This window comes from Chryseobacterium sp. LJ668 (assembly GCF_019613955.1).
Classification (GTDB): Bacteria; Bacteroidota; Bacteroidia; order Flavobacteriales; family Weeksellaceae; genus Chryseobacterium.
The window spans coordinates 2,951,913-2,972,354 of the sequence record NZ_CP080443.1 but is presented as its reverse complement, the minus strand read 5'-3'; the positions used below and the strand labels follow the sequence as shown (position 1 = coordinate 2,972,354).

Genomic DNA, 20,442 nt, shown 5'->3' with positions numbered 1-20,442 from the left:
GGAGCAAAATTGTTCCGCTTTTTTTTATTCTTCTATTTTAAAACTGACTTCAGCATCCAGTTTCGGATATTTTGTGTCACTTACAAATCTTTTACCTGTACAGTCAATTTCGAACCAACCTTTTCTTTTATTTACATCCCCGACTTCCATTACAAAAGGAATAAAAGATATTTCATCTTTTCCTTCCTCTATAACTTCTCTGTATTGTACGGCGATATCCAAAATGCATTCATGATCCGTATTCAACTTTACATTTCTGTACACAATATCATAATGCGTTTCCTGATTTTCCGGAATTTCTAGATATTTTTCCCAGTCCGTTGTATCAGATTTTAATTCGCTGATTGCTTTTAACGCGTAATATAAAGCAATTGTATAATATTTTCTTGTTCCTTTTCTTGTATAATCACCGATGAAATGTCCACCTTCAAATAAGATTGTCGCCATTCCCGCTTTGATGAAATTATCACCTGTAGAAGTGGGATAGAACTCATCTGTATATCTTCCGATCTGATTAGGAATCAGTTTTTTTAAATTTTTATAAGTTTGGGCAATTACTGCCATGCATTTTTTTCTATTTTCAGTAATCGTTCTTTCTTCGTTTTCCGATGGCGCTAAAAAGGAGAGTGTCGCAGGATGTATTCCGTCTGTGGTGAAAATGGTGCGCTGCTCATGAAGATTCAAAGCGTAATCATATTTTTTCTCAGAAGCTATTTTTTTAAGAAACTTAATTTCTACACTAGCTTCATTATGGAAATCTCTATTCAAATCAATTTCGGCGGCAGTGAGTCTTGTCCATCTTTCCGAACCATCAGGATTTAACATAAAGATAAAATCTAAACTTATCTGACTGAAAAGTTCGTTCTTCATTTTAGGAGCGTTATCCAGCGTTGCTATAAGATCAAGCATTGCAAGAGTAGCGTTCGATTCATTACCATGCATTTGTGACCATGCTAAAACTTTTATATCTCCATTTCCTACAGTTAATTTATAAATAGGTTTATCTAAATAAGATCTTCCTATCTCAATAATATGATCGCTGAGATTTGTCTGTAGGTAAGAAAATAATTTTTCTGGGAAAATATAGCGATTTTGGAAATCGGGATTTTGGATATACAAATGTTCAAAACTCATCAAAACTTAATTTACAAGAGTCAAAAATAATGTTTTTTAATGATAACATAAAATTCACATTTGTAATTTCATTAAACAAGCTGAATTGCCAAAAAGTCTGTTAGTTAAATTGTGGATTGATAATAATTTAACGCATTATATGTAAAATATTTAAAATCAGTAGTTTATAAATTTCAATTCAACAGTTGCAATAGATATACTTTAAGTGTGGATAAGTGTAAATATCTGAAAATGAGTGTTATTTTGCTAAACGTGTAAGGTATCGAATACATTCGGACAAAATTGTTTTACACGGATGTAAACAGGTTATTTTTTGTAACTATCTGTTCATCTTTTGAATCTTAAAAAGAATAAGAAGGACTTTAAATCTTAAAATCTTGTTATAGTACTTAAAATACGATTTTCTGGATAATTATTAAGTTAAATATTATCATACGTATTAGTAATAACCAACAAATCAGCTTTATAGCCTCTCTCCCACTCCATAATGATTTATTCGTGCAAAATACTGCTGGAAGGCTTATGCCATCAATATGAATAATAAAATTCACGAAAATTTTAATTAAAATTTTACATTAAAATCTTATCTCGAGGTTTACTTTAAATAAAATATTGGAATATGCCTATATTTAAATATTGTGGAAATTTGAATGTTATCAACAATAATTATATAATTAAATGATAATTAGACTGTTATGTGATTTACTTTTGTATATTTGAATTCAGGAACTTTATTTACATTTGTATTTTGCAATTGTAAACATTATTTTTACATTTGTAACAAGGTTAAAAACTTATTTTATGAGTTTAAATGAAAGAATTTCAAAGGTTATAGAATACTCAAAATTGAGTTCATCTGAATTTGCAGATGAGATCGATGTACAGCGCTCTTCCATTTCACATATTACTTCCGGGCGAAATAAACCTTCACTGGAATTTATCATTAAAATAAAATCCAGGTTTCCGGAGATTTTATGGGACTGGCTGGTAAATGGCGATGGGGAAATGCTGAAATCTGATTTACCAGAAATCGGGGATATTCCTGAAAGTGAAAATTTAGAAGAGAAAACTAAACCGACTTCACTTCCCGATTTATTCACGATGATAAATGATGATGAAGATTTTGGCAGCGAGGAAGAAAATATAGAAGAAATCACGGTCGTGCGAGAATCTGCTATTTCACATCAAAGTAAAGCTGAAGAAAAAATATCCAATTCTCAGCCATTAGAAAAATCTAGTGAACAAATAATCAATCAAGTTATTGAAAATCAAACCAATAAGATTAAACGAATAGTTTTGTTCTATGATAATGGAAAATTTGAAAGTTTTGAGCCATAAAAATAAAAGTCTGATCATTTTTCTGATCAGACTTCAATTTATATTTTAAAAATTATTTCCTTCTTCGATCCAGCTCTTTTTTGATCAAACCCAATTCTCTACCGGTTTGGCCGGCAACAGATGTATTTTCCCTTGCTCTTCTTGTCAGATACGGAACAACATCTTTTACAGGTCCGTACGGCAAATATTTAGCTACGTTATAGCCTTTATCTGACAAGTAGAAGCTGATGTTATCGCTCATTCCGTACAGCTGCCCGAAATAGATGTTTGGATGACCATTTTCAAGATTTTTTGCCTTCATTTTATCCATTACCAATTCAGAAGAAACCTCGTTATGTGTTCCGAAAAATGCTGAAACTTTATCTAAATGATTCATTACAAAATCAATACCTGCATTGTAATTTGTGTCTGAAGCATCTTTATTGGGTTGTATTGGGTCAGGATAGCCTTTTTCAGCAGCCCTTGCTCTTTCTTTTTCCATATAAGCACCACGGACGATTTTGTAACCGATGAAATAGTTTTTTTCTCTTGCTCGGTGAAGATTTGCTTCCATGTATTCCAGACGGTGAGTTCTATACATTTGAATTGTATTCCAGACAATTGGCTTTTGTTGATTGTATTTTTCCATCATTTCTTCGCAAAGCTGATCTGCAGCATCCTGCATCCAAGATTCTTCTGCATCAATCATTACTTTTTTGTCGTTCTCATAGCAAAGTTTGCATACTTCATCAAATCTTTTTACCACTCTCGCCCATTCTTCTGTTTGGCTTGATGTCAACTCTAACTTTTTACCTACAGTTTCATACAAATCAATTCTTCCGAAAGCGGTAGGCTTAAAAACAATAAAAGGTATGGCAGAATTTCCTACAGAAAATTTAATGATATCTTTAATTTCCTGACACACTGCATCAAAAGTCTTCTCATCTTCTTTCCCTTCAATCGAATAGTCAAAAATACTTCCAACTCCTCTTTTGAAAAGCTGTTTCACCGCTTTCATACTTTCTTCCCGCGTTTCACCCCCTACGAATTGCTCAAACAATGTATTTTTTACAATTCCGTTGACGAATGGGAAGTTATTATGAACGGTAAAATTAAGCAGAGAAGTTCCGATATTGGTTAAAGCAGGCTGTTCAATCATCTTAAACATCCAGTATGCTTTTCTCAACTGTGCATCTGTTTTATCGGCAAATGCGACTTTTGTATCGTTAAAAATGGGCATTCTTTTTTTAGATTTAATTTTGGCAAATGTAAGAATAACCTGAAAGCTTTTAAAATATATTTTCTATAATTTACCTTCAATTCCGTTGAGTAGCATTGCAATAATTCCCACGAAAACCCAGAATCGCAAAATATTGAGTGTGAAAAACTTAGATTTTTTAGAAGAATTTAAAAGTAAATAAATGCATGAAATCATAATAAATAATCCTGCTGCAAAATAATAGGCCATAAAGCCTGAAATTCCTGTTTTTGCTATGAGTTTCATTGAAACAACCATCGTAACCATTAATAATGAAATTATAATTGTGTTGGTTATTCTACTTTTAAAATAATTGGGAATTGTGACATAACCAAAGGTTTTATCTACACTTTTTGTTAAGGTATCCTTTACAATATCAATACATAAAAGGATTAAAAATAAAAACACTGCCATTAATAAGACTTTCTTTGAAAAAGTCTCGTAATAGACCATCATACCGAAGAAAGGATATAAGGTGAGACTCACGAAGGTGAGGTTATTTAAAATTAAGATCCGGCTCAATTTATGGCTGTAAAACCACATAAAAAACTGATAAACAATAAAAAAAATAAATACGCGATAAGATATAAAACTCGCTACGCCCAAAGAGATGATACTTAACGCCAAATAAGCATACAGAAAATATCTTTGTTTGATAAAACTCTGAATTCTCGTTCGGAAAGGTTTTACAATATGGTCTTTTTCAAAATCATAAAACTGATTGATGATACCACCGGACAGAATAGAGAGAACGGTACAGAAAATAATGCCGTGAACTTTAAAATCGAAGACAAAACTTCTGAAAGATTCATCCTGATTAAAAAGGAAAAATGTGGAAACGTAAAGGGCAAACGTGAGTAAGGCGGCTACAAAAAACCTCGCTCCCAAAAGAAAGCCGACAAATTGTGAAAGTCTGTAAAACAGAGATTTGGATATAAAATTATTGTCCTGGAAAGTTTCTTTTTCAGAATTCATTCCGGATTTTTTAAAATCTGTAAATCACTTCTTTATGAAAACCATCAAGCATTTTTTCAGCTTTTTCGTAATCTTTTGTAAATCCCAGAATATAACCGCCACCTCCGCTTCCGCAAAGTTTTAAATAGTATGCATTAGAATCCAATCCTTTTTTCCACACATTAAAAATACTTTCTGGAATCATTGGCCGGAAATGCTCGTACGCCCAATGCGACAATTTTTTAAGATTTCTAAAGAAAGGATTCATGTCTTTTTTAAGAAACGAATCGATGCAGGCATTATTATAACGGATAAATTCTTCTTTCAATGTTTTACGGAAACCTTCGGTCTTCATTTTTTCAAAGAAAATCTGTACCATTGGTCCGGTTTCACCCGTCATTCCTGAATCAATTAAGAAAATGGCCCCTTTTCCTGCCTCACTTTCGGGGATTAAGACTTTGCCTACGTTATCTTTATTTTCGATAAGAATTGGCAGATTCATATAACAAATCAAAGGATCAATGCCCGAACTTTTTCCATGAAAATAACTTTCCATTAAACCAAAAACCATCTTTAGATTTTTTAACTGGTCTTTAGAAACATTTTCCGGAATATATTTGGTGATAGAATAACGTTCGAAAATCGCAGCAACTAAAGCTCCTGAGCTACCGATGCCGTATCCTTGCGGAATATTGCTGTCAAAAAATAAACCTTTTGAAATTTCTTCGTGAAAATCAGAAACATTTAATTGAAAACCTGCAGGAAGTTCTAAATTTTGTAAATATTCTGCATATTTGATAAGATGACCGTTAGACTTTTTTTCAAATTCTGAGTCAAGTGAAGAGAATTTTAAAGTACCCTTATAAAAGCTGTAAGGAAGCGTTAAACCCTGAGAATCTTCAATGATTCCGTATTCTCCAAAGAGAAGAATTTTTGCGTAAAAAAGAGGGTTTGTCATCTTGTAATAAATCTTTTGTTCAAAGTTAACGTATTTTGCTGAATATTAGCAAATTTTGAGCCATTTACACTGTGTCTGTGCTCTTAATCGCCTTTACATTCAGAAACCTAATCAAAATCAGTCCCACTGCAAAGAAAAGTGTCATAGATAATGCTGCATAACGCATATTGTTGAAGTGCTCTATCAATGTTGCAAAAATAAATGTCCCAATGATAATTGCCAGTTTTTCTAATACGTCATAAAAACTAAAATAGGTTGTATTTTCCATAGAATTCTCCGGAAGAAGTTTAGAATAAGTTGATCGTGACATTGCCTGAAGACCACCCATCACCAAACCAACAACCGCAGCAACACCATAAAATTGATATTCTACATTAGGATTTTCCTTATTCAAGAAATACGCCCACGTACAAGCAACAATCCATAAAACTATTGCAATTGAAATAACGTTTTTATTACCGATTTTTCTTGATAGTCTCGAAAATAAAACCGCGCCAATAATTGCCTCAATCTGTATAATCAAAAGCGTTCCGATCAATTTATCCTGTGCAAGATTTATTTCGCTTTTTCCAAATAATGTTGCCATTAGGAAAATAGTCTGCATTCCTACACTGTAAAAGAAAAAGCTCGACAGAAAAAATTTCAGGTTTTTATCTTTAAATAATTCGTTTCCAACTTTAAATAATTCATTAAAACTTTCTTTTGCGATATCTTTATAAAAGCTGATATTATCTTTAAAAACCTCAAAAAAACCACCTTGAGCTTCATGGCCCTTAAAGATGTTTTTATAATTTAATAATACCAAATCTTTAGGTAGTTTTTCCTTAACATCACCAAATTGAGGTAAATGCTTAAAAGTATACTGTGAAAAACCAAACCACCAAGCTCCTGTCAGAAGAAAACTGATTCTAGTAAATATTAATTGCTTTTCTGGATTACCTTTACCCAAAACCTGAATTAAAATCAAACAAATCACTACCAATACTACAGAACCAATATACCCGTATACATATCCTTTTGCAGAAAGTGCATCCTGTTTGTCGCGAGTTGCAATATCCGGTAAGAAAGAATTGTAAAATACAAGACTTCCCCAAAATCCTACACTGGCTGTTATACTAAAAAGCAATCCTAAAAAGACATTATGCATCCCAGTGAACATTGCCAATCCCATACAAGAAGTTGCACCTAAGTAACAGAAAAACTGTAAAAAAGACTTTTTGTTTCCAATGGTATCTGCTAAAGAAGACAAAAATGGAGAAAGCAAAACAACAATTAAAAACGAAATAGTAAGAGAATAACCGTATACGGCATCTGGTTGATATTCTGTACCAAAAATTCTTATAAGATGTCTTACCGGAACATCAATATATTTACCTGTTTCTTCTACGTATTCTTTTTGCTCAAATTTTGTTGTGAGAATAGAATAATAAATAGGAAAAATAGTGGATGTTATTACCAAAGAATACACAGAATTTGCCCAGTCATAGACCGCCCAGGCTTTCATAATCTTTGGGTTATTCTTTATATTTTGTGCAGGTTGAATTTCAGTTTCAGACATTTTCAAATGAATTAGTTGCACAAAAATAGAAAAACCGCTGAACATTCGGTGGTTTTTATTTTTATAAGGTTAAATTTTATTGATTTGTTAAAATGAGGGTAAGATTAAAATTAAAAAAACCAAAAACATGAATGCTTTTGGTTTTTAAAATTTATGATTGAAATTTTATTTGTTTAAAGAGTCTTTTTACTCGTCATTATTTGAATTATAAGTACTATAATCCCTGCTACTTGCACTATCGTACCTGCTGTCAGAATTATATTGCCATTGAAAGGCCCTAATGAGATGTGAGTGATTTTTAGCCACGCACCTACCAGAGTTATTAAAAATCCAATCAGTAAAATAATGATACCAAATTTAAATTTCATAAAAATTACATATTTTCAATCACGATTGCAGTAGCTCCGCCGCCGCCGTTACAAATAGCTGCAGCACCATATTTAGCGTTGTTTTGCTTTAAGACATTGATCAGAGTAACGATAATTCTAGAACCTGAACTTCCCAGTGGATGGCCGAGAGATACTGCGCCACCGTTTACATTTACTTTAGCGGCATCTAGTCCTAAGATTTTGTTATTTGCCAAACCAACCACAGAAAATGCTTCGTTGAATTCGAAGAAATCAATATCTGAAATCTCTAAACCTGCTTTTTTGAGAGCAATCGGTAATGCTTTTGATGGTGATGTGGTAAAGTTTTCAGGCTCCTGACCTGCATCGGCGTAAGAAATAATTTTTGCTAAAGGTTTCAATCCTAATTCTTCCATTTTCTCTTTAGAAACAAGAATCAATGCAGAAGCACCATCATTTAAAGTAGATGCGTTTGCAGCCGTTACTGTTCCTTCTTCTTTTTTGAAAACTGTAGGAAGCGTTGGAAGTCTGTCGAAATTAACCGCTTTGTACTCCTCATCTTCAGCGAATAGTACAGGATCTCCTTTTCTTTGTGGAATAGATACAGGGACTACTTCTTCAGCAAATTTACCTTCACTCCACGCTTTTGCAGATCTTTTGTAAGATTCTACAGCAAAATTATCCTGATCTTCTCTTGAGAAATTATAATCTGTCGCACATTTTTCTGCGCAAACTCCCATATGAACTTTGTTGTAAACGTCTGTAAGACCATCTAAAACCATTCCGTCCTGCATTTTCACATCACCTAATTTGGTTGCATTTCTTGCATTGTAATAATGTGGCACCATAGACATATTTTCCATACCTCCGGCAACGATAACTTCTGCGTCTCCAGCTTTGATTGCCTGTGCAGCCATCGTCACGGCCTTCATTCCTGAGGCACAAACCTTATTGATAGTTGTAGCAATCGTTTCATTTGAAAGCCCTGCTCCTAATGCTACCTGACGAGCCGGTGATTGCCCCTCACCTGCCTGTAACACATTACCCATATAAACTTCGTCAACATTTTTAGGGTCAAGATTAATTTTATCTAATGCTCCTTTTACTGCTGCTACTCCCAATTTTGTGGCAGGAACTGTTGATAAGCTTCCCATAAAACTTCCCATTGGAGTTCTTACTGCGGAAACTATGAATACTTCTTTCATATTTTTTTTAATTTTAATTTATTCTATTTTTTCAAGTACAAATTCATCAGTTTTATTAAAATACTGAGATGAAATTTTAATAAACTGATGATCTGTTTCCATAATTTTATTGATTATAACATCACCTAATCTCATTGTATTTTTACCATTTGATTTCCCTGTAACCGTCGTCTTATACGTACAGTTTTCAAGAAATTCAATTTTATATTTGATGTAATCTTTACCGTTGTTTGTATATTCTCTTTGAGAATCATTTTTAATTACCAAATGCCATTTTTTTGCAGAGGTGCCTTCCTTAACAAACTTTCCTTTTCTGATCAGATGACATTTTGCAGGCTCATCCGGTAACAAAAAGTGCTCCTGAGATTTCATTTTAGAACTACAAATCAGACAAATAATCAGGAAAAAGAAACGCATTTTCATATTTTCTTCTTTGGTGCAAATAGCATGGTTACAGCCCCTAAAAATTCGACAGCCCATCCCCATTTTAGTGTTACAGTTGCAGCTAAAGTTTCTGTCCATGATTTAAAAGGCAGGAAACTGAAATAACTGAATGCCTGATATTTTGTAGCCAAAACAGTAAATAAAAATAAGATAAGCAATATTCCGCCAATGATTTTTACAAATTTTCTGTGATTAGTGGCGATTCCGCCCAGTGCCATAGCAGCTAATAAATAACACATCATTGCTAACCGCTGATCTAGCTTCCAAAAGTTCCAGTTCCCGATAATCGGAACATGCACAAGTGGCAAAAAGCTTCCGGCCACCACTAATATTACACCAATTAACTGTAAATTTTTCATGTTAAAGTTACATTCTCAGAAGGCCAAAGTACAAAAAAAAACACACTTATTTAGGGTGTGTTTTTAAAATCAATTATTCGAATATTAATGTTTAAGATCGATAAAATATTTAACTAAAAATTAATAATAATTTAACAAAAGTAAGATTTACATAAATAATTAAAAATTAATATTTGCTAACTCTACACCAATCTGCAATCCATATTTCTTCTTCAGATCGGCATTGTTATTAAATGCGGGAGTAAAATCTTTTTGGATATAAATATTAAATCCTCCGATACCGACACCCAGTTTACCACCAAAAACAAAATCATTTACACCATGCATTACCCTTTCTCTTTCAACGATTCTTTTTGAATAATCGTTAGAATATTTGTTATAAATAACACTCCCCACCTTCAAACCGCCGTACACACCCGCAACGATATTAATCTGACTTTTTTTATTATCTAAATAACGGATGCCATCATAAGTTGTATATTTTGGATTTAAGACAAATCTTATATCCAAAGGGATGAATAAGTACGTATTAGCAAAGTTTGTTTTTCTTAAATTCCCTTTTGTAAAATCGTCTGTTTTTAGTACATTTTGCTCTTGGCTGAATACTTTACCATACTTTGGGACAAAATTATCTGATCTTACGCCTAAACCAAAGCGGTAAAATACCGGGCTTTCAAACCCTCCTACCTGATTTTCATATCTCAATGCAAAATTTGTTGAATTATAAACTGTATTTCGCACATCAGAATCTTTACTGAAAAATCTGAATGGTTCATCTTTTGAGGTAAGATTTGCACTTACAAAACTCACAGAAAGATCTATAGTACGGAGATAATCTTTAGGTGTTTTCTTATTTTCCTGGCTTAGTTTCATCCACAATCCATTCAGACCGATACTAACCTGATTATTTGGATCTTTTTTAGTTTTTAATGTGTCGTGAGGATAAAAGACAGAATTTTTCACTATTTCTTTTGTTACATCCTGTAAAGCATCTTTTTGGGTATCAATTTTTTCATTAATAGACTGCTCATATTTTGAAGCAATTTCCGTGCGTTGTTTTTGCTTTTCTTCAGATGTGATTTTATTGTCTCTGAAATTCTTGTCTATATCATCAAGCTCTCTATTCATTTTTGATTTTTCAGAAAGCATGATACTGTCAATTTTACTGGCATAAACTTTCATTTTAGAATCCATTTCCGGTCTTTCCTGAGAATACATACAAGAAAAGAACAGAATAAAGGTTAATGACGCAATTGTTGTTTTCATATTTAGTTGATTATTTTAGGCATTATTTTACTGCTGTACCTACGGAACAGTTAATTATTATTAAAAAAAGTATACAATTATTTAGGATCGATGTAAACAGTAACTCCCAAAACGGTAACGTTTCCTACTTTCGGAATTACATTATCCATATGAATTACTCCGAATTTTTTTGTGTTGATTGTAGATTTTTCGCGGGATTTATCAAGTTCCCTCCCTATTAAAAGGTCATTTGCAGTGATGTAGCTTATTTTTTTTGCATCTCTAATAAGGGGCTGACTGTTATCTTCTATATTTTCCTGTATATGGAGATTGCTTTCAGTATGGTGAATTACAATTTTTTCTTCAGGTTCTGAAAATTGAGGCTGATTTATTTCTTTTTTCGGTTGTAAGCTCTTAAAATTATTTTCTCTTGTTTCTTGATCAGATTTTATCACAATTATGTGTTCTTCTTTTTTAATAGGATCTTCTTTTTGAGGGATAATTTTAGGATTATTCTCAGACTCTAATACCGCTTTTTTAATATTATTTTTAACGATATGATCTGTTTCCTGTGCATCAAAATCACGATTATAATAAATTAAAGTTGCTAGAGAAAGTATTAGTACAGCAACGGCTGCATATTTCCACCATTGAAAAGGTGAAGCAGGTCTCAAAATAGCTTGTGGCTGTTTTTCCATCGTTGCATCTATCTGATTCCAAAGATCTGCAGAAGGTTGTATTTCGAGTTCTTCGTATTCAGATCTTAACCGTTTCTTTATTTTGTCGTCCATTTTCTTTTGCTTTTAAATAATCTGCAATCCATTTTTTGGCTTTGCTCAATTGGCTTTTGCTGGTTCCTTCAGAAATTTTCATAATTTCAGCGATTTCCTGATGCTTTTTGTCTTCAAATATGTAGAGATTGAAGATCAATCGATAACCTACCGGCATCTGAGAAAATATTTCTTCTACATTAATATCGTAAAGTCTCTCATCGATGTCATCATCCGGATAATCTGGAATTTCAATATCTGAATACAAAATATTTTTGCTTTTCCTGACAAAACTTATCGAGTCGTTGACGACAATTTTCCTCAACCAAAAAGGAAAGCTTTTCCATTCTTTACAATCTTCTATTTTATTAAAACACTTTAGAAAGGCATTTAGCAAAATATCTTCAGCATCATGAATGTTATTTGTATAAGAATTTGCAACCGCCAGCATTTTAGCTGAAAAAAAATCGTAAAGAGCTTTTTGGGCTCTCCGATCCTGTTTTTTGGCAAGGTTAAAATTCTCTTCTAAATTCTTCATGTATCAGTTTCTATCTTTAAGACTGCAAAAGTTTGAAATAGTTGCCCGAAAATAAAAAAAATTGCACTTTTATTCAAAGTGCAATCTAATATTTTAAAAAACTCCTCTATAAATTTAATGATTCACATTGGCAATTTCGTTCGGATCATGTTTATGTTTAAAGAAAATCGCAAATAAAATTGTTATGATGAGTGCATAACCAGCGAAAAGCAACCATATTTCTTGCCACATTTTATCACCATTTGCTAAAGTAAAGAATTTTGAAATGATCCATCCGCTTCCGAAACTTCCTACAATGGCCCCAAAACCATTGGTCATCATCATAAACAAACCCTGAGCAGAAGAACGAATCTTGTAATCTGTAGTTGTTTCTACAAAAAGAGAACCTGAAACATTAAAAAAATCAAACGCCATTCCGTAGACGATACAAGATAAAATAATCAATCCTAATCCAAACCCATACGGATCACCGAAAGCAAAAAATGCAAAACGTAAAACCCAAGCAAACATAGAGATCAACATCACTTTTTTGATTCCAAATCTTTTTAAGAAAAATGGAATTGCCAATATAAACGCGGTTTCTGAAAACTGTGAAATAGACATAATAAGCGTAGAACGTTTTACTACAAAGCTGTCTGCATAAGCAGGATTTTTACCGAAATCTGATAAAAATACATCTCCGTACATATTGGTTAACTGCAATGCGGCTCCCAAAAACATTGAGAAAATAAAAAACAATGCCAATTTAGAATTTCCGAACAGCTTGAAAGCATTAAATCCTAATTTTTCCGAAAGAGACGCATCTTTGGGAATCAGACTTTGAGGTTTACAAGGAGGTAATGTGAATGAATAAATTGCCAAAACCACAGCAAAAGCCGCTGCGATGTAAAACTGATTGGCAGAAGCTTTGTTGTCAGTTAAATTCGTGATCCACATAGCCGCAATAAAACCTAAAGTTCCCCAAACGCGTATTGGCGGAAACACTTTTACCACATCAAAATTATTATTTTTTAAGATATAATACGCAATAGAATTAGACAGCGAAATTGTAGGCATATAAAAAAACATTGCAATAAGCATTACCCAAAAAAAAGTATTGGGATCATCTACCTGAGGTAAATAAAGCAATGCAATGGCATATCCCAAATGCAGAATTCCGTAGAGTTTTTCGGCATTCATCCATCTGTCAGCAATGATCCCTGTAATTGCAGGCATGATGATGGACGCAATTCCTAAGGTCATAAAAACAATTCCGAATTGTTCTCCGCCCCATTGTTTCGTTCCAAACCAGTAATTTGCAAAGGTAATAAGCCAGGCTCCCCAAACAAAAAACTGCAGAAAGCTGAGTATGGTTAATCGTAATTTTAAACTCATTGTGTATTTTATAATATCTTAATCGATTTTCTTTTTTCTTTTTTTGATTTCTTCCTGAATTTCAAGAGCGGTATCAAAATCTTCTTCTTTCACGGCATCTTCCAGCAACTTTTGCAATTCTTCCATAGAAACACTGCCTAAGCTGTCTTCATTAGTAAGCCTTTCTGAGAAAGTATCTTCTTCTTTTCCAGTATCTTCAAGCTCTAATAAAATTCCGGCTTCATTCAGGACTTGTTGGGTTGTAAAAATGGGCGCATCAAATCGTACCGCCATTGCAACAGCATCAGAAGTTCTTGCATCTAAAATCAACTCTTCCTCTGTCGCAGAATTTTTAAAATTGATGTTTGAAAAAAATACTCCGTCAACGATCTGATAAATGATGACAGACACCAATTCAAAATTGGCAGAAACTATAAATTTTGTAAATAAATCGTGGGTAAGCGGCCGTGGCGGATGAATATCTTTTTCTAAGCCTAATGAAATGGATTGTGCTTCGAAATTCCCGATCACTACGGGTAATTTTATGTGTGTTTCTTCATGTTCCAATAACAAAGCGTATGCCCCAGATTGTGTCTGGCTATACGATATTCCGCGAATGATTAGCTGTTTATAATCCATGGCTACAAATATAAATTAAATTTTTTATTGTAGGTTTTACTTTTAGACAAAAAAAAGCCCAAAGAGGGCTTTTATATACGAATTGTAAATTAACTTGATTGTCAATTTTGCTTCGCTCGCAGATGAATTTCAAGATTGACAAGCAAAACGAATTGACTGCTGCCAATTCACAACATCTATCCTTTGATTGCTTTAATTTTCTCAGTAAGTGCCGGAAGAATCTGGAAAGCATCACCTACAACCCCATAATCAGCTGATTTGAAGAACGGTGCTTCAGCATCACTGTTGATTACAACAATTGTTTTAGAAGAGTTCACCCCCGCTAAATGTTGAATAGCCCCGGAAATACCGATTGCGATATAAAGATTGGGTGAAATTGCCTTACCGGTTTGTCCAACGTGCTCTGTATGAGGTCTCCAACCAATATCTGAAACCGGTTTTGAACAAGCTGTAGCAGCACCTAAAACGTTTGCTAATTCTTCTACCATCCCCCAGTTTTCAGGACCTTTCATTCCTCTACCTGCAGAAACTACCACTTCAGCCTCTTTTAGGTCTAATTTCCCTGAACTTTGCTCATGAGAAATCACTTTGGTATCTTCATTGGCTACTGAAAGATTTCTTACCTCTTCAGAACCAGAAACTGCATTTTCTTTTACTCCAAAAGCATTTTGAGAAACGGTAAGAATTACTCCTTCCGCCTCAGCTTTTGCATGCATAAATCCTTTTCCTGAGAATGCTTTTCTTTTTACCTGCAATGGAGCTTGGCTTTCCGGTGCTTCCAAAACATTGGTAATTAAAGAAAAATTCTTCATCACAGCCAGCATTGGCGCTACAGACGAAGCATCTGTTGTGTGAGGAAAAACAAGAACATTTCCGTCAGCTACCTCACTTACTGCCTGAGCATAAGCCTTAGCTGAGAAATTTTTCAAACCTTCGTCCTTGATATTGATTACGTTGGTTGCTCCATATTTATATAATAAATCTGAAGAATCTGTTGGGTTTACAGAGATTGCCGTAACGGTATCTCCCGCCTGATCTGCAACTGCTTTTGCATAAGAAACTGCTTCAAAAGCTGCTTTTTTGTAAACTCCGTTTATATTTTCTGCGTATACGAATACTGCCATTTTTCTTGAATTTAAGATTAAAAAATTTAATAATTAAAAGATTAGATAACTTTAGCTTCTTCGTGAAGTAACCTTACCAATTCATCCAAATTATCCGGAGAAACGATTTTCACCGCCGCTCTTGGCGGAACACTATCGTAAGAAACTCCCTGAACTTTTACTTCGGAAGAAGTAGGCTCTACAACCTGTAAAGGCTTTGTTCTAGCAGACATAATCCCTCTCATATTTGGAATAATCAAATCTTTCTCGTCAACCAAGCCTTTTTGTCCGGCAATTACTGCAGGCAGTTTAACTGAAATAGTTTCTTTACCGCCTTCAATTTCTCTTACCGCTGTCGCTTCACTTCCGTTTACATCCAAACCAACAGAAGCATTTACGAATGGCTGATTTAATAATTGGGCAACCATCCCAGGAACAGAACCACCGTTATAATCGATTGATTCTTTACCGCAAAGAACTAAGTCATAACCGCCATTCTGTGCCACAGAGGCAATTTCTTTTGCGGTAGAATAGCTGTCTTTAGGATCAAGATTAACTCTTACTGCATCGTTTGCACCAATTGCTAATGCCTTTCTGATGACAGGTTCTGTAGCAGCGTCACCAACATTCATTACTGTTACAGTTGCTCCCTGAGATTCCTGTAATTTGATCGCTTTAGTTAAAGCAAATTCGTCTAAGGGGTTAATGACCCACTGAATTCCATTTTTGTCGAAAGCAGATTTATCTGCTGTGAAATTAATTTTAGAAGTAGTGTCCGGAACACTGCTGATACAAACTAATATTTTCATATCTATTATATATTTTTCTTTTTTGCTTTATTAACTAAAATTTAATAAGCAGTTTTTGTTTTTAAGTGATGTAAATATAAATAAAAAATATATTATGCATGCATAATACTTATTTAATTATTATTCAGCGCATTATAAGTTTTTAACTGTTTGGTTTTGATGCCCTAAATTCTATTTTACTGGGTAAAACTCTCTGATTCATTTTTAATATATCTAAGATTAAATTTCCCATATCTTCCGGTTGAATTTTCCACTCATCTTTTTCTGAAGGAATATTTCCATTAAAATTGGTAGCAACAGAGCCCGGCATGATTACGGTCGATTTAATATTATATTTTCTTAAATCAATCATTGCAGCCTGGGTAAAGCCAACAACACCAAATTTTGAAGCGTTGTAACCTGTTCCGTTTTCAAAGAAATTGGCTCCGGCCAAACTCGAAATGGTAATGTAATATCCTTCTGTCTTTTTTAGTTCTCCTACAGATGCTTTTAAGGTATGAAAAACGCCTGTCAAATTTGTTTCTATCATAGAATTCCATTCTTCTGAAGTTAACTCGTCAACAGGCTTAAAAATTCCAAGCCCTGCATTAGCAATTACAAAATCTAATCGCCCAAATTTTTCAATGATTTTTTTTACAGCTGTTTCTTCGCTTTCTAAACTTCTTACATCAGACTCGATCCCAAAAACCTGTGCAGAATATTTCTGCAGCTCTGTTTCAGCTTTTTCAACATCTTCTTTTTTTCTTCCCGAAAACGCAACTGCAATTCCGTGTTCCAATAAAGTTTTAGCAACACCAAAACCGATTCCTTTTGTGCCTCCTGTAATATAAGCTACTTTACTTTCAATCATAATCTATAAAATTTATTCTCTAAAATAATAAAAACGCTCCGATTGGAGCGTTTTTATATACTAAGATTTATCAGTATTTATTTTTTGATAAATTTTTCTGTAGTTTTCCCTTCTTTAGTTTCGATGTTAATAATATACCCTCCAGGAGTTAGGTTTCTTACATCAACCTTATTATCATTCAAGTTGCTAGAAACTTTTCGTCCGCTTGCATCAAATATTTCTACATTATTAATTTTTGAATCTGACTTAATAGACACAAAATCAGTAGCCGGATTAGGATATATAGATATTTGATTTTTCTTCACTTCAGTATCAATAGTACCTAAAACTCCATTTATGTTAAATGTATCCAATCCCAAAGATACTGCAGTACCTGCTTGGATCGGTGAGAAATGATTAAACCCAAAATAATATGTTCCACTCGTTGTAGGAGTAAATGTCGCGGTATATTGTGTCCATGCTGCATTTGCTACAGTTGTTGAACTCCATAATGTAGTACTCTGTGCTGTTGTTGTAGCCTCATTTCCAACAGTTAATTTTATACTTTGAGGATTTGTTCCACCGAAATTTCTCAAATAAAAAGTCACCGTATATGCATTACCTGTTGATAAAGTAAATGGCTTTGAATATAACCATCTATTAGTTGCAGCTGTTGTACTATTATTTGAAAATACCATTTGCGCTCCCGCTTGTGGATTTCCAGCAGTAGCATTTGTAGACCAAGCTCCAGTCCATCCATCATTTTGATAAAAAGCAGCAGTAGTATTATCAAAACCGTAAGAATAAGGTGTTCCCGTACCAAGAGGCTGTGCAGTAAACAATCTATAAGGCCCTATCCATGCTCCATTTACAGTATTATTTTTACTTCTAACATAATATTCGTAAACAGAATTTGCTGCAAGACCAGTAGTAATATCTGCAAAATTAGTTGTTGCACCAGTAACACTACCAACTACAGTAGGAGTATGCCCAACTGCTCCTCTAGAATAATCATATCCCGTTACACCAGTTGCTGCCGTCCAATTAATACGACCACTTGTTTGCGTGATATTAGATGTGGTCATTACTCGTCCCGGTTGAGGAGAAACTCCATTAATAACATGAACATTATCAATTCCCCCTAAGAATGCATCATTGGAAAAATTTTGAAAAGCTATATAGATGGTTTGCCCTGCATAAGAGCTTAGATCGATACTTTTATTTTGCCATGTAGCTTCTTCAAGATTTACAGTAAGAGCAGGTGTAGTAAAATTCGCAACCGCATTTCCAGTGGTAGAGATATAAACTTTGTATGATTCTTTGTAAGTAGGATCATATGATTTTGCGTGCCAGTACAAAGTATTAGTACCTGCTGGAAGAGTAATTGCCGGTGAAACCATCCAATCATTTGAGGTTCCAGCGGGTGTATACCATGATGTAGACATAGCAATACTATTACCAGCTTCTTCTACAGAAGGAATCCATGCTGCATTAACATAACTAACACTCGAATTCGGAGTAAGTCCATCAACATTATATAATGTCCAATTAGTTAATGGTCCATAATTAGTTTCAAAACCTGCACTAAAAACTTGCCCAAATGCTATAGCAGATGCTGTAAGCAATAAAGAAGATAAAACTTTTTTCATAAAATTAATTTTAAATTATTTAATGTAAATATAATAAAGTTTTACATAGTGAATTAAAAAAAAATGTTAAAATTAAAAAATCCTCAAGAAAAACTTCTTGAGGACTCATAATCGTTATTTAGAATAATTTTCAAAGAACAAAGGAATACTCTCAATTCCTTTGTAGAAATTAAATAACCCGTAATGCTCGTTGGGAGAATGGATAGCATCTGAATCTAGTCCAAAGCCCATCAACACTGATTTTGCTCCTAAAACTTGCTCAAACATTGCCGTAATTGGTATGCTTCCGCCACTTCTATAAGGTAAGACTTCTTTGCCAAAAGCTGTTTCCATCGCTTTTTTTGCAGCTAAAAATTCTTTTGTATCACTTGGCAAAACGTAAGGCATGCCGCCATGATGCGGAGTCACTGTCACCTTCACATTTTCAGGAGCAATTTTTTCAAAATACTTTGTGAATTTTTCTGTAATTTCTTCCGGTGTCTGGTAAGGAACTAAACGCATGGAAATTTTTGCTGAGGCTTTTGAAGGAATAACCGTTTTAGCACCTTCGCCAGTGTAACCTCCCCAAATCCCATTGCAGTCTAATGTAGGACGAATTGAGGTTCTCTCTAAAGTCGTGTACCCTGTCTCACCTTCCACTCCCTTAAGGCCGATAGATTTTTTAAATTCTTCAGGATTATCCTTCAGTTTATTCATTTCCCCTCTTTCTTCATCAGAAACATCTTCCACATTGTCATAAAATCCGTCAATAGTAATTTGTCCGTCTTCATCAATCAATTTGGCAATCATTCTTGAGAGCACATGAATCGGATTGGGAACAGCACCACCATAAAGACCGGAATGCAAATCTCTGTTTGGACCTTCCACTTCTACTTCTACATAACTTAGACCTCGTAACCCTGTAGTTACAGTAGGTTGCTCATTGCTGTAGATGTGTGTATCTGAGATCAATATGCAATCGCAAGTCAATTTTTCGGTATTTTCCTTTACCCAATCTCCTAGGCTTACAGAACCTATTTCTTCTTCTCCTTCAAAAATAAATTTTATATTACATGGTAAAGTATTGGTCTTCATCATCGCCTCAAATGCTTTAATCTGCATAAAAAACTGTCCCTTGTCATCGGCGGAACCTCTTGCAAATATTGCTCCGTCGGGATGCAGATCTGTTTTTTCGATGTAAGGTTCAAAAGGTGGCTTTCTCCATAATTCTAACGGATCCGGTGGCTGTACATCATAATGACCATACACCAAAATTGTCGGTAGGTTACTATCTATTATTTTTTCTCCAAAAACAATGGGATATCCTTTAGTCTGGCAAACTTCCACCTGGTCTGCACCAGCATTTTTAAGATGTTCTGCTACCTTATCTGCGCAAGCTAAAACTTCATTTTTATACGCCGGATCTGCGGAAATTGATGCTATTCTTAATAATTCAAACAATTCATCAACGAAACGAAGTTTGTTTTCGTTGATATAATTTAAGGTCTCTTGCATTGTTGATTTTAATATTTCGATAAAATTAAAAAAATAGAATTGGCTGAACAAGCAAAACAAATTTTTTATTCGTTCCGGTAGTAATTTAAAAGATGACCACTAAAAAATCCCACACAAAAGGTGCAGGATAATATATTTTAGATGTTGATTTACTAATGTTGTTCAGCAGAAGGTTTCTCCAAGCCCGAAGTCGTAACCTCAGGTGATTTCTGAGCTCTTGTACTGTCAGTTTTGGGAGTTTCAGCCTCGTGCTCTCCATGGTCTGCACCCACATGCTTAGCATTAAGATCTTCCTCATGACCGCTTGTCTGCTCATCATCAGAATATCTTTCAACCCCTTCTTCCAGCTTTAAAGTACCTTTATTACCACCTGCCTGAATTTTTTTGCAGCTAACTGCAATTGTTGCAACGGCTAAACATATAATTAATTTTTTCATATGATTTATTTAATTTTTATAAAGTCATCTGCATTGCTAAAT

Annotated in this window: 20 protein-coding genes; 1 reads left to right on the top strand and 19 read right to left on the bottom strand. The window is 34.0% G+C overall.

Annotated elements, in window-relative coordinates; all coding sequences use genetic code 11:
* Positions 1–24 precede the first annotated feature (24 nt).
* Positions 25–1,134: a M14 family zinc carboxypeptidase gene (locus tag K0U91_RS13855; protein WP_220179165.1), complete on the bottom strand. Its 1,110-nt coding sequence runs from the start codon at positions 1,132–1,134 to the stop codon at positions 25–27.
* Positions 1,135–1,935: 801 nt separating this feature from the next.
* Between K0U91_RS13855 and K0U91_RS13850 the strand changes: the two genes are divergently transcribed.
* Positions 1,936–2,472, top strand: a complete 537-nt coding sequence (locus K0U91_RS13850; RefSeq protein ID WP_220179164.1) for a helix-turn-helix transcriptional regulator — start codon at positions 1,936–1,938, stop codon at positions 2,470–2,472.
* A gap of 52 nt (positions 2,473–2,524) precedes the next feature.
* Here the strand turns inward: K0U91_RS13850 and K0U91_RS13845 are convergent, their stop codons facing one another.
* From K0U91_RS13845 to K0U91_RS13760, 18 genes are all read right to left on the bottom strand, one after another.
* Positions 2,525–3,691 (bottom strand): proline dehydrogenase family protein, encoded by a 1,167-nt coding sequence (locus tag K0U91_RS13845; RefSeq protein WP_220179163.1) that lies wholly within the window; start codon positions 3,689–3,691, stop codon positions 2,525–2,527.
* Between the two features lie 63 nt (positions 3,692–3,754).
* Positions 3,755–4,684, bottom strand: a complete 930-nt coding sequence (locus K0U91_RS13840; RefSeq protein WP_220179162.1) for a UbiA family prenyltransferase — start codon at positions 4,682–4,684, stop codon at positions 3,755–3,757.
* 10 nt (positions 4,685–4,694) lie between these two features.
* Positions 4,695–5,621 carry a mevalonate kinase family protein gene (locus tag K0U91_RS13835; protein ID WP_220179161.1) on the bottom strand — a complete coding sequence of 309 codons (927 nt, stop codon included), beginning with the start codon at positions 5,619–5,621 and terminating at the stop codon, positions 4,695–4,697.
* A gap of 64 nt (positions 5,622–5,685) precedes the next feature.
* Positions 5,686–7,179, bottom strand: a complete 1,494-nt coding sequence (locus K0U91_RS13830; protein ID WP_220179160.1) for an MFS transporter — start codon at positions 7,177–7,179, stop codon at positions 5,686–5,688.
* A 373-nt stretch (positions 7,180–7,552) separates the two neighbouring features.
* A complete protein-coding gene (locus K0U91_RS13825) occupies positions 7,553–8,731 on the bottom strand; it encodes an acetyl-CoA C-acyltransferase (RefSeq protein ID WP_220179159.1) in 1,179 nt (392 codons plus the stop codon).
* Positions 8,732–8,749: 18 nt separating this feature from the next.
* Complete coding sequence (locus K0U91_RS13820) at positions 8,750–9,103, bottom strand: hypothetical protein (RefSeq protein WP_220179158.1); 354 nt, start codon at positions 9,101–9,103, stop codon at positions 8,750–8,752.
* A 47-nt stretch (positions 9,104–9,150) separates the two neighbouring features.
* Positions 9,151–9,534 (bottom strand): hypothetical protein, encoded by a 384-nt coding sequence (locus K0U91_RS13815; RefSeq protein WP_220179157.1) that lies wholly within the window; start codon positions 9,532–9,534, stop codon positions 9,151–9,153.
* A gap of 159 nt (positions 9,535–9,693) precedes the next feature.
* On the bottom strand, positions 9,694–10,800 hold the full coding sequence (locus K0U91_RS13810; RefSeq protein ID WP_220179156.1) for a hypothetical protein: 1,107 nt from the start codon (positions 10,798–10,800) through the stop codon (positions 9,694–9,696).
* Positions 10,801–10,877: 77 nt separating this feature from the next.
* A complete protein-coding gene (locus tag K0U91_RS13805) occupies positions 10,878–11,570 on the bottom strand; it encodes a hypothetical protein (RefSeq protein ID WP_220179155.1) in 693 nt (230 codons plus the stop codon).
* Complete coding sequence (locus K0U91_RS13800; protein ID WP_219969173.1) at positions 11,536–12,087, bottom strand: RNA polymerase sigma factor; 552 nt, start codon at positions 12,085–12,087, stop codon at positions 11,536–11,538. The genes K0U91_RS13805 and K0U91_RS13800 overlap by 35 nt, the downstream gene beginning before the upstream one ends.
* Before the next feature lie 114 nt (positions 12,088–12,201).
* The gene (locus tag K0U91_RS13795; RefSeq protein WP_220179154.1) at positions 12,202–13,461 is read right to left on the bottom strand and encodes a nucleoside permease; all 1,260 of its coding nucleotides are present in this window, start codon (positions 13,459–13,461) and stop codon (positions 12,202–12,204) included.
* A gap of 18 nt (positions 13,462–13,479) precedes the next feature.
* Positions 13,480–14,079, bottom strand: coding sequence for a bifunctional nuclease family protein (locus K0U91_RS13790; protein WP_219969175.1), 600 nt, complete (start codon positions 14,077–14,079; stop codon positions 13,480–13,482).
* 176 nt (positions 14,080–14,255) lie between these two features.
* Positions 14,256–15,203 (bottom strand): electron transfer flavoprotein subunit alpha/FixB family protein, encoded by a 948-nt coding sequence (locus tag K0U91_RS13785; RefSeq protein ID WP_220179153.1) that lies wholly within the window; start codon positions 15,201–15,203, stop codon positions 14,256–14,258.
* 41 nt (positions 15,204–15,244) lie between these two features.
* Positions 15,245–15,991: an electron transfer flavoprotein subunit beta/FixA family protein gene (locus K0U91_RS13780; RefSeq protein WP_129536897.1), complete on the bottom strand. Its 747-nt coding sequence runs from the start codon at positions 15,989–15,991 to the stop codon at positions 15,245–15,247.
* Between the two features lie 142 nt (positions 15,992–16,133).
* Entirely contained in the window at positions 16,134–16,841 is a 708-nt protein-coding gene (locus tag K0U91_RS13775; RefSeq protein WP_220179152.1) for an SDR family oxidoreductase, read from the bottom strand.
* Between the two features lie 77 nt (positions 16,842–16,918).
* Positions 16,919–18,469 carry a T9SS-dependent choice-of-anchor J family protein gene (locus K0U91_RS13770; RefSeq protein ID WP_220179151.1) on the bottom strand — a complete coding sequence of 517 codons (1,551 nt, stop codon included), beginning with the start codon at positions 18,467–18,469 and terminating at the stop codon, positions 16,919–16,921.
* Between the two features lie 114 nt (positions 18,470–18,583).
* Complete coding sequence (locus K0U91_RS13765; protein ID WP_220179150.1) at positions 18,584–19,963, bottom strand: dipeptidase; 1,380 nt, start codon at positions 19,961–19,963, stop codon at positions 18,584–18,586.
* A 152-nt stretch (positions 19,964–20,115) separates the two neighbouring features.
* Positions 20,116–20,400: a hypothetical protein gene (locus K0U91_RS13760; protein ID WP_219969180.1), complete on the bottom strand. Its 285-nt coding sequence runs from the start codon at positions 20,398–20,400 to the stop codon at positions 20,116–20,118.
* Between the last annotated feature and the right edge of the window lie 42 nt (positions 20,401–20,442).

Excerpts from the sequence above, each read along its gene's own strand:
- K0U91_RS13775 (WP_220179152.1), bottom strand. The coding sequence starts at position 16,841 with ATGATTGAAAGTAAAGTAGCTTATATTACAGGAGGCACAAAAGGAATC.
- K0U91_RS13760 (WP_219969180.1), bottom strand. The coding sequence starts at position 20,400 with ATGAAAAAATTAATTATATGTTTAGCCGTTGCAACAATTGCAGTTAGC.
- K0U91_RS13805 (WP_220179155.1), bottom strand. The coding sequence starts at position 11,570 with ATGGACGACAAAATAAAGAAACGGTTAAGATCTGAATACGAAGAACTC.
- K0U91_RS13800 (WP_219969173.1), bottom strand. The coding sequence starts at position 12,087 with ATGAAGAATTTAGAAGAGAATTTTAACCTTGCCAAAAAACAGGATCGG.
- K0U91_RS13835 (WP_220179161.1), bottom strand. The coding sequence starts at position 5,621 with ATGACAAACCCTCTTTTTTACGCAAAAATTCTTCTCTTTGGAGAATAC.
- K0U91_RS13810 (WP_220179156.1), bottom strand. The coding sequence starts at position 10,800 with ATGAAAACAACAATTGCGTCATTAACCTTTATTCTGTTCTTTTCTTGT.
- K0U91_RS13780 (WP_129536897.1), bottom strand. The coding sequence starts at position 15,991 with ATGAAAATATTAGTTTGTATCAGCAGTGTTCCGGACACTACTTCTAAA.
- K0U91_RS13825 (WP_220179159.1), bottom strand. The coding sequence starts at position 8,731 with ATGAAAGAAGTATTCATAGTTTCCGCAGTAAGAACTCCAATGGGAAGT.
- K0U91_RS13840 (WP_220179162.1), bottom strand. The coding sequence starts at position 4,684 with ATGAATTCTGAAAAAGAAACTTTCCAGGACAATAATTTTATATCCAAA.
- K0U91_RS13820 (WP_220179158.1), bottom strand. The coding sequence starts at position 9,103 with ATGAAATCTCAGGAGCACTTTTTGTTACCGGATGAGCCTGCAAAATGT.
- K0U91_RS13785 (WP_220179153.1), bottom strand. The coding sequence starts at position 15,203 with ATGGCAGTATTCGTATACGCAGAAAATATAAACGGAGTTTACAAAAAA.
- K0U91_RS13765 (WP_220179150.1), bottom strand. The coding sequence starts at position 19,963 with ATGCAAGAGACCTTAAATTATATCAACGAAAACAAACTTCGTTTCGTT.
- K0U91_RS13850 (WP_220179164.1), top strand. The coding sequence starts at position 1,936 with ATGAGTTTAAATGAAAGAATTTCAAAGGTTATAGAATACTCAAAATTG.
- K0U91_RS13795 (WP_220179154.1), bottom strand. The coding sequence starts at position 13,461 with ATGAGTTTAAAATTACGATTAACCATACTCAGCTTTCTGCAGTTTTTT.
- K0U91_RS13830 (WP_220179160.1), bottom strand. The coding sequence starts at position 7,179 with ATGTCTGAAACTGAAATTCAACCTGCACAAAATATAAAGAATAACCCA.
- K0U91_RS13845 (WP_220179163.1), bottom strand. The coding sequence starts at position 3,691 with ATGCCCATTTTTAACGATACAAAAGTCGCATTTGCCGATAAAACAGAT.
- K0U91_RS13855 (WP_220179165.1), bottom strand. The coding sequence starts at position 1,134 with ATGAGTTTTGAACATTTGTATATCCAAAATCCCGATTTCCAAAATCGC.
- K0U91_RS13790 (WP_219969175.1), bottom strand. The coding sequence starts at position 14,079 with ATGGATTATAAACAGCTAATCATTCGCGGAATATCGTATAGCCAGACA.
- K0U91_RS13770 (WP_220179151.1), bottom strand. The coding sequence starts at position 18,469 with ATGAAAAAAGTTTTATCTTCTTTATTGCTTACAGCATCTGCTATAGCA.
- K0U91_RS13815 (WP_220179157.1), bottom strand. The coding sequence starts at position 9,534 with ATGAAAAATTTACAGTTAATTGGTGTAATATTAGTGGTGGCCGGAAGC.